The 8,593-nt window shown below is 43.7% G+C and carries 6 protein-coding genes; 1 reads left to right on the top strand and 5 read right to left on the bottom strand.

What is annotated here, in order from left to right; translation table 11 throughout:
• Positions 1 to 327: 327 nt before the first annotated feature.
• Complete coding sequence (gene strH, locus RWO85_RS06290; RefSeq protein ID WP_314414744.1) at positions 328 to 3,903, top strand: LPXTG-anchored beta-N-acetylhexosaminidase StrH; 3,576 nt, start codon at positions 328 to 330, stop codon at positions 3,901 to 3,903.
• Between the two features lie 54 nt (positions 3,904 to 3,957).
• On the opposite strand, the gene purB is transcribed toward strH, so the two are convergent.
• The 5 genes from purB to purD all read right to left on the bottom strand — a co-directional run bounded on the left by purB (position 3,958) and on the right by purD (position 8,593).
• Positions 3,958 to 5,256: an adenylosuccinate lyase gene (purB, locus tag RWO85_RS06285; RefSeq protein WP_314414742.1), complete on the bottom strand. Its 1,299-nt coding sequence runs from the start codon at positions 5,254 to 5,256 to the stop codon at positions 3,958 to 3,960.
• A 63-nt stretch (positions 5,257 to 5,319) separates the two neighbouring features.
• Positions 5,320 to 5,547, bottom strand: coding sequence for a hypothetical protein (locus RWO85_RS06280; protein WP_050262648.1), 228 nt, complete (start codon positions 5,545 to 5,547; stop codon positions 5,320 to 5,322).
• Between the two features lie 9 nt (positions 5,548 to 5,556).
• The gene (gene purK, locus RWO85_RS06275) at positions 5,557 to 6,648 is read right to left on the bottom strand and encodes a 5-(carboxyamino)imidazole ribonucleotide synthase (RefSeq protein ID WP_314414740.1); all 1,092 of its coding nucleotides are present in this window, start codon (positions 6,646 to 6,648) and stop codon (positions 5,557 to 5,559) included.
• The gene (gene purE, locus RWO85_RS06270) at positions 6,635 to 7,126 is read right to left on the bottom strand and encodes a 5-(carboxyamino)imidazole ribonucleotide mutase (RefSeq protein WP_314414738.1); all 492 of its coding nucleotides are present in this window, start codon (positions 7,124 to 7,126) and stop codon (positions 6,635 to 6,637) included. The genes purK and purE overlap by 14 nt, the downstream gene beginning before the upstream one ends.
• A gap of 201 nt (positions 7,127 to 7,327) precedes the next feature.
• Positions 7,328 to 8,593, bottom strand: a complete 1,266-nt coding sequence (gene purD / locus RWO85_RS06265) for a phosphoribosylamine--glycine ligase (protein ID WP_314414736.1) — start codon at positions 8,591 to 8,593, stop codon at positions 7,328 to 7,330.

Raw genomic sequence — 8,593 nt, 5'->3', positions numbered from 1 at the left:
TTCTCAATCCTATCTCCTATTTAAAGAGTTAGCTCACTAACTTAATGACATTGAGCCTTGCTCAGGCTTTTTCTATATATATTATAGCACAAAAAAGCGACTATGAAAACGCTATTAAATTATTTATTGGTAGCACTTGTACTAAAAATAAGTTAAAAATTACTAATTTTACTTTCTTATATAAATTATTCCTTCCAAAATCTTATGATTTACTCTGTTTATTATAATTATTATATAAATTTACTTGACTTTTTACTATATAGATAATAAAATTAAATTAGTTTTATGTAAACGTTATCAAAATAGTTATATCAAGGAGATTTTATCATGAAACTAGACAAGAAACAGCGTTTCTCAATCCGCAAGTATGCAGTCGGAGCAGCTTCTGTACTGATAGGATTTACCTTCAGTGCGCAAGTCGTATCTGCAGATGGACTCACACCAGCACCAAAAGCTACTGAAACTTTGCAAGCTATGCCGGATAGCCCACAAGCATCAGAAGCACCAATTCAAGATAAAGAAGAAAAACTTGTAAAACAAGCTGATAAAACCATAAAAGAGGAAGTTAAAACTAAAAAAGATACTGTTAACACAGTTGTTCCAAAAACAGACAATGCGGTAGCACCGGCAGTAACAGAACATACCAGCCCAGCCCCTACTACGGAAGCAGAAAACACAACTCAAGTAGAAAAAAGTGCAGAGAGTGCTAATACTGAGAAGAAAAACGATCCTGCTACTCCTGCTGTACTCGCTCCGACTACCGAACGTGCCACTCAAACTAATAAAAAGCTAGCGAAAAAGAAAATTGTTTCTATTGATGCTGGACGTAAATATTTCTCACCAGAGCAACTAAAGGAAATCATCGATAAAGCGAAACATTATGGCTACACTGATTTACACCTATTAGTTGGAAATGATGGGCTCCGCTTCATGTTGGACGATATGAGCATCACAGCTAACGGCAAGACCTATGCGAATGACGATGTCAAACGTGCCATTGAAAAAGGTACGAATGATTATTACAACGACCCAAACGGCAATCACTTAACAGAAAGTCAAATGACAGAACTGATTACCTATGCCAAAGATAAAGGTATCGGTCTCATCCCAACAGTAAATAGTCCTGGTCACATGGATGCGATTCTCAATGCCATGAAAGAATTGGGAATCCAAAACCCTAACTTTAACTATTTTGGGAAGGAATCAGCCCGTACTGTAGATCTTGACAACGAACAGGCAGTCGCTTTTACAAAAGCCCTTATCGATAAGTATGCTGCTTATTTCGCGAAAAAGACTGAAATCTTCAACATCGGACTTGATGAATATGCCAATGACGCTACAAACGCTAAAGGTTGGAGCGTTCTTCAAGCTGATAAATACTATCCAAACGAAGGCTACCCTGTAAAAGGATATGAAAAATTTATTGCCTACGCCAATGACCTAGCTCGTATTGTAAAATCGCACGGTCTAAAACCAATGGCCTTCAATGATGGTATTTACTACAATAGTGATACTAGCTTCGGAACTTTTGACAAAGATATCATCGTTTCAATGTGGACTGGTGGTTGGGGAGGTTACGACGTCGCTTCTTCTAAACTTCTAGTAGAAAAAGGTCACCAAATCCTAAACACTAACGACGCTTGGTACTATGTTCTTGGGCGAAATGCAGATGGCCAAGGTTGGTACAACCTTGATCAAGGATTAAACGGTATCAAGAACACTCCAATCACTTCGGTACCAAAATCCGACGGAGCAACTATTCCATTCATCGGTGGTATGGTATCTGCTTGGGCTGACACTCCATCTGCACGTTATTCACCGTCACGCCTCTTCAAACTCATGCGTCAATTCGCAAATTCTAATGCTGAATACTTCGCAGCTGATTATGAGTCTGCAGAACAAGCACTTAACGAGGTACCCAAAGATCTTAACCGTTATACTGCAGAAAGCGTCGCAGCAGTTAATGAAGCGACAAAAGCTATCCGTTCGCTTGATAGTAACCTCAGCCGTGCCCAACAAGACACGATTGACCAAGCAATTGCAAAACTTCAAGAAGCAGTCAGCAATTTGACCTTCACACCAGAAGCTCAAAAAGAAGAAGATACTAAACGTGAAGTTGAAAAACTTGCCAAAAACAAGGTAATCTCAATCGATGCTGGACGCAAATACTTTACTCTTGACCAACTCAAACGCATCATGAATAAGGCCAGTGAGCTCGGATATTCTGACGTCCATCTCCTTCTAGGAAATGACGGACTTCGCTTCCTGCTCGATGATATGACCATCACTGCTAACGGAAAAAACTATGCAAGTGATGATGTCAAAAATGCCATCATCCAAGGAACAAAAGCTTACTACGACGATCCAAATGGAACTGCACTTACACAAGCTGAAGTGACAGAATTAATTGAATACGCTAAATCTAAAGGTATCGGTCTCATCCCAGCTATCAACAGTCCAGGTCACATGGATGCTATGCTGGTTGCCATGGAAAAATTAGGTATTAAAAATCCTCAAGCCCACTTTGACAAAGTCTCCAAAACAACTATGGACTTGAGAAACGAAGAAGCGATGAACTTTGTAAAAGCCCTCATCGGTAAATACATGGACTTCTTTGCAGGAAAAACCAAGATTTTCAACTTTGGTACTGACGAATATGCCAACGATGCTACTAGTGCCCAAGGCTGGTACTACCTCAAATGGTATCAACTCTATGGCAAATTTGCCGAATATGCCAACACCCTCGCTGCTATGGCCAAAGAGAGAGGTCTTCAACCAATGGCCTTCAACGATGGCTTCTACTATGAAGACAAGGATGATGTTGAGTTTGATAAGGATGTCATCATCTCTTACTGGTCTAAAGGATGGTGGGGTTACAATCTTGCAACTCCTCAGTACCTAGCAAGCAAAGGCTACAAACTCCTCAACACCAACGGAGACTGGTACTATGTCTTAGGCAATCACAAACCAGACGAAGCTTATCCACTTTCAAAAGCAGTTGAAAATTCTGGTAAAGTTCCATTCAATCAACTTGCTTCTACCAAGTATCCTGAAGTAGATCTTCCAACAGTCGGCAGTATGCTTGCTATCTGGGCAGATAGACCAAGCGCTGAGTACAAGGAGGAAGAAATCTTTGAACTTATGACTGCCTTTGCAAACCACAACAAAGACTACTTCCGCGCTAATTATAATGCTCTCCGCGAAGAAATCGCACAAATTCCTGAAAACTTAGAAGGATACAGCAAGGAAAGCTTAGACACCCTAAGTGCAGCTAAAACAGCTCTAAATTACAACCTAGACCGTAATAAACAAGCTGAGCTTGACACACTTGTAGCCAAACTAAAAGCCGCTCGCTTAGGTCTCAAACCAGCTGCAACTCACTCAGGAAGCCTAGATGAAAATGAAGTGGTTGCCAATGTTGAAACCAGACCAGAACTCATCACAAGAACTGAAGAAATCCCATTTGAAGTTATCAAGAAAGAAAATCCTAACCTCCCAGCTGGTCAAGAAAACATTATTACAGCAGGAGTCAAAGGTGAACGAACTCATTACATCTCTGTCCTTACTGAAAATGGAAAAACAACCGAAACAATCCTTGATAGTCGGGTAACCAAAGAAGCTGTGAACCAAGTGGTTGAAGTCGGTACTCTCGTAACACATGTAGGCGATGAAAGCGGACAAGCCGCTATTGCTGAAGAAAAACCAAAACTAGAAATCCCAAGCCAACCAGCTCCATCAACTGCTCCTGCGGAGGAAAACAAAGCTCTTCCTCAAGGTCCAGCTCCTGTGGCAACAGAGAAAGAACTTCCTGAAACAGGAAGTCACGATTCTGCAGGACTAGTAGTCGCAGGACTCATGACTACACTAGCAGCCTATGGACTCACTAAAAGAAAAGAAGACTAAGTCTTTTCGATAAAAAATAAACAGCGAGATTGAAGATCGCTGTTTATTTTTTAATTAATCACCAAGTCCGAGGCGGTCAAAGATATCATCCACTCGTTTGGTGTAATAAACTGGGTTGAAGATTTCATCGATTTCTTCTCGAGTGAGGCGAGAAGTTACCTCTGGATCTGCTTCAAGAAGCGGTTTAAAGTCCACTTGGTTATCCCATGAGTAGGCTGTTTTTGGTTGAACCAAGTCATAGGCTTGTTCCCGAGTCATACCTTTTTCAATCAAAGTCAACATAGCACGCTGGCTAAAAATAAGCCCGAATGTTGAGTTCATGTTGCGGATCATATTTTCTGGGAAGACCGTTAAGTTCTTGACGATATTTCCAAAACGGTTAAGCATGTAGTCAATCAAAATGGTTGTATCTGGTGTGATAATACGCTCAGCTGATGAGTGTGAAATGTCACGTTCGTGCCAGAGAGCGACGTTCTCATAGGCTGTAATCATGTGACCACGGATAACACGCGCCAGACCTGTCATGTTTTCAGAACCAATCGGGTTGCGTTTGTGAGGCATAGCTGAAGACCCTTTTTGCCCCTTAGCAAAGAACTCTTCCACTTCGCGTTGTTCTGATTTTTGCAAACCACGAATTTCAGTCGCCATACGTTCGATTGAAGTTGCGATGCTAGCAAGAACTGCAAAGTACTCAGCGTGAAGGTCACGAGGAAGCACCTGTGTAGAGATTTCTTGGGCACGGATACCCAGTTTATCGCAGACGTATTTTTCAACAAATGGTGGGATGTTGGCAAAGTTACCAACCGCACCAGAAATCTTACCAGCTTCCACACCAGCAGCCGCATGCTCGAAACGCTCGATATTGCGCTTCATTTCGCTGTACCAAGTCGCCAATTTAAGACCAAAAGTTGTAGGCTCAGCGTGCACACCGTGGGTACGCCCCATCATGATGGTGAACTTGTGCTCCTTAGCCTTATCAGCGATGATGTTGGTGAAGTTTTCAAGGTCACGACGGATGATGTCGTTGGCCTGCTTATAAAGGTAACCATAGGCCGTATCCACCACGTCGGTAGAAGTCAAACCATAGTGAACCCACTTGCGCTCTTCACCAAGCGTCTCAGAAACCGCACGTGTAAAGGCAACTACATCATGGCGAGTCTCCTGCTCAATCTCCAAAATACGGTCGATGTCAAAGTCCGCTTTTTCACGAATCAAAGCTACATCTTCCTTAGGGATTTCCCCCAACTCAGCCCATGCCTCGTCAGCCAAGATTTCCACCTCAAGCCAAGCACGGTATTTATTTTCTTCACTCCAAATATTCGCCATCTCAGGGCGAGAATAACGTTCAATCATATTGTTAATTTTTCCTTTCTTCTTAAGCTGTTGGGAATAAGCTATCTAGGTAAACCAAGATTTCTACTCAAACTCCTCTTTTCCAATAAACACAGATGGATAGTGATCTAATGTATTCAAATCCATATCCAGCGGTAAACTATAGATAGCTAAATAGTTTTCAGGGTATTGTGCAGTTAGTTCTTTATATTTAGCTTGTACCTTATCTTGGTCAGCACTAGCATACAAGACTTCGACGACTGCTCCAGTCTTATCCTTTTCAACAAAAGCGTTAACGATAATTTGTATCATAGTCTTGTCCTAAAAATCTATCCCTTTCCCAAACTCATCCACACTATCTGGCACATCACTAAACAGAGTCACATGCCCCATTTTGCGGTTGTGCTTTGCTTCTATTTTACCATACATGTGGAGGTGGGCGCTTGGATTTTCTGTGATATATTTTTCAGCAGCCTCGACATCCTGGCCGAGGACATTGAGCATGACTGCTGGTGCATGTAGTTTGATAGCTGGTAATGGTGTCCCCAGAACACCTAAAATATGGGTATCAAACTGGGAGAAGTCGCAGGCTTCAATTGAATAGTGCCCAGAGTTGTGTGGTCGTGGGGCAATCTCGTTGACAATGATGTCATCAGCTGCCGCAAACATTTCCACGCAAAGGGTTCCAGATAGGTTGAGCTGTTCAGCGATTCGCACAGCCATTGCTTTGGCTTTCTCAGCTAAACTAGCTGAAATTCGAGCAGGCACGATGGTTTTTGAAAGAATGTTGTTACGGTGGATATTTTCCTGAACTGGGAAAACCGTCACGTCCTTGCCATTACCAGACACGATGACAGAAATCTCAAGGTCAAAGTTGACAAATTCTTCCAAGACACAAGCTGCTGAGTCAGCTAACGCATAGGCTTCTTCCAAGTCTGCTTCTGCACGAATGACCCTTTGCCCATGTCCATCGTAGCCACCGGTCGCAGTCTTGAGGACATAGTTTTTAGATAGGTCGATGTCTGCCAAATCTTGGCTTGAGGTCACAACCTTATAAGGTGCCACAGTGACTTGTGCCTTATTTAAGAGAAAATCCTTTTCAAAAATCCGATTTTGGGAGATGCGAAGCAGATCGGTTCCTTGAGGAAGTTGATCATCCTTGATGACCGCATCCAAACCGTCGGCATCGACATTTTCAAACTCATAGGTGAGGACATCGCAACGCTCAGCCAACTGACGGAGGGCATTCACATCGTTATAAGGAGCCACGATGATTTCCGCCACGCGAGAGGCCGGGCAATCCGCCGCAGGATCCAGCGCGATGACCTTGTGCCCCATGTAGATAGCAGAAATGGCCATCATCTGACCAAGCTGACCGCCACCGATAATTCCGATTGTTTTAGATGAGCTCATTTGTAGACTCCTCTGCGATTTTTCCTTGTTCTTCTGCGAAATCTGCCAAAGCTGTCGCGATAGCCTGATCCTCTACTGAAAGAAGACGGAGGGCGAAGAGAGCCGCATTTGTCGCACCAGCTTCACCGATAGCCATTGTCGCAACAGGCACCCCACCCGGCATCTGAACGATAGAATAGAGTGAATCCACTCCACTAAGGGCACGAGATTTGACTGGCACACCAATGACTGGAAGGGTTGTTTTAGCTGCTACCATACCTGGTAAATGGGCTGCGCCACCTGCACCTGCGATGATGGCCTTAATCCCACGGCTACGTGCTTCTTCTGCATGCTTGAACATGAGGTCTGGCGTGCGGTGGGCAGAAACAACTTTCTTTTCGTAGGCTACACCGAAGCGATCTAGGACTTCTGCGGTTTTTTGCATGGTTGCCCAATCGGATTTTGAACCCATGATGATGGAAATAATTGGTTTAGTCATAATTTTCCCTTTTTCTTCTTTTTTGATAATGGTCTTAGGTGGTGGGGACGGAAGCAAACCCTAGGCTTCATTCCTAAACTTTGAACCTAGGGTCTCAAAGCTTCCTCCGACCAGAACAGTATCTGTTCTGGTCTTTTCACCACGGCGATCATTATATTACTTTGGCTCGCTTTTGCTCGCCATTGACAAATTTAGTATCTGTTAATCTTTTATAGCCTTGCTTCCGATATCGGTTCGGTAAAATAGGCCTTCTGTTTTTTGTTGTGAGAGTTCTTGGTAGATGGTTTCTTGGGCTTCTTTGACGGTGTCTGCTGTGGTGACTAGCATATAGACACGGCCTCCGTTTGATAGCAGTGCTCTGCTATTTTCCGAAAACTTAGCCCCTGCATAATAGGTGATAATGTCGCCTTCTGTCTTGGATGGCAACTTGACACCTTTTTCATAGTCTAACGGATAACCGTTGGATGCGACAACCACACCCAGAGTCACACCCTTGTCCGTCCAGGTGATGTTTGGCTCCTTGCCATCGATGATATCCGTAATATTTTGTGCAAAGTCAGATGTCAAACGAGGCAAAATAATCTGAGTTTCGGGATCTCCGAACCGAGCATTGAACTCGATGACCTTAGGTCCGTCTGCTGTTAAAATAAGCCCTGCGTAAAGGATACCCAGATACGGACGACCTTCTTTGATCATCCCTTCAAGAACTGGCTTGACAATAGTCTCCACTGCTGTGTCCACCACGCTCTGTGGCAAGTGAGGAACTGGCGCATAGGCACCCATCCCACCAGTGTTAGGCCCCTTGTCGCCATCATAAGCACGTTTATGGTCCTGAGCTGTTGGCATGATGTAGAACTTGTCACCATTGACAAAGACAAAGAGGGAAAACTCCTCCCCATCAAGGAATTCCTCAATAACTACACGCGCACCTGAGTCACCAAATTTATTGTCCAAAAGCATCTCGTGGGCTGCTTCGACTGCTTGCTCAACCGTCTCCGCAACGACGACACCCTTCCCAAGCGCCAAGCCATCCGCCTTGACTACGATAGGCGCACCCTGCTTTTCGATATATGCCTTAGCTTCCTCGAAGTCCGAGAATGTGCCATAGGCTGCTGTCGGAACGCCGTATTTGACCATGATTTCCTTGGCAAAATCCTTGGACCACTCCAGCTCAGCTGCCAATCTTGTCGGACCAAAAGCTTTGAGTCCTGCCGCATTGAAATCATCCACGATACCAGCCGCAAGGGCGTCATCTGGCCCGATAAATGACCAAGCAATATCGTTGGCTTTTACAAACTCAATCAATTCAGAATGTTCGGAAATAGAGATATTTACCAATTCCAAACCATCCAGAGTCATCCCATCATTCCCAGGAGCAACAAATACTTTTTCAACGTCTTTTGACTCAAGCAACTTCTTAGCAATCGCATGTTCACGACCACCCGAACCGACAACTAACAGCTTCAT

The organism is uncultured Streptococcus sp. (assembly GCF_963521865.1).
GTDB lineage: Bacteria > Bacillota > Bacilli > Lactobacillales > Streptococcaceae > Streptococcus.
This window is presented reverse-complemented; position numbering and strand designations above follow the sequence as displayed.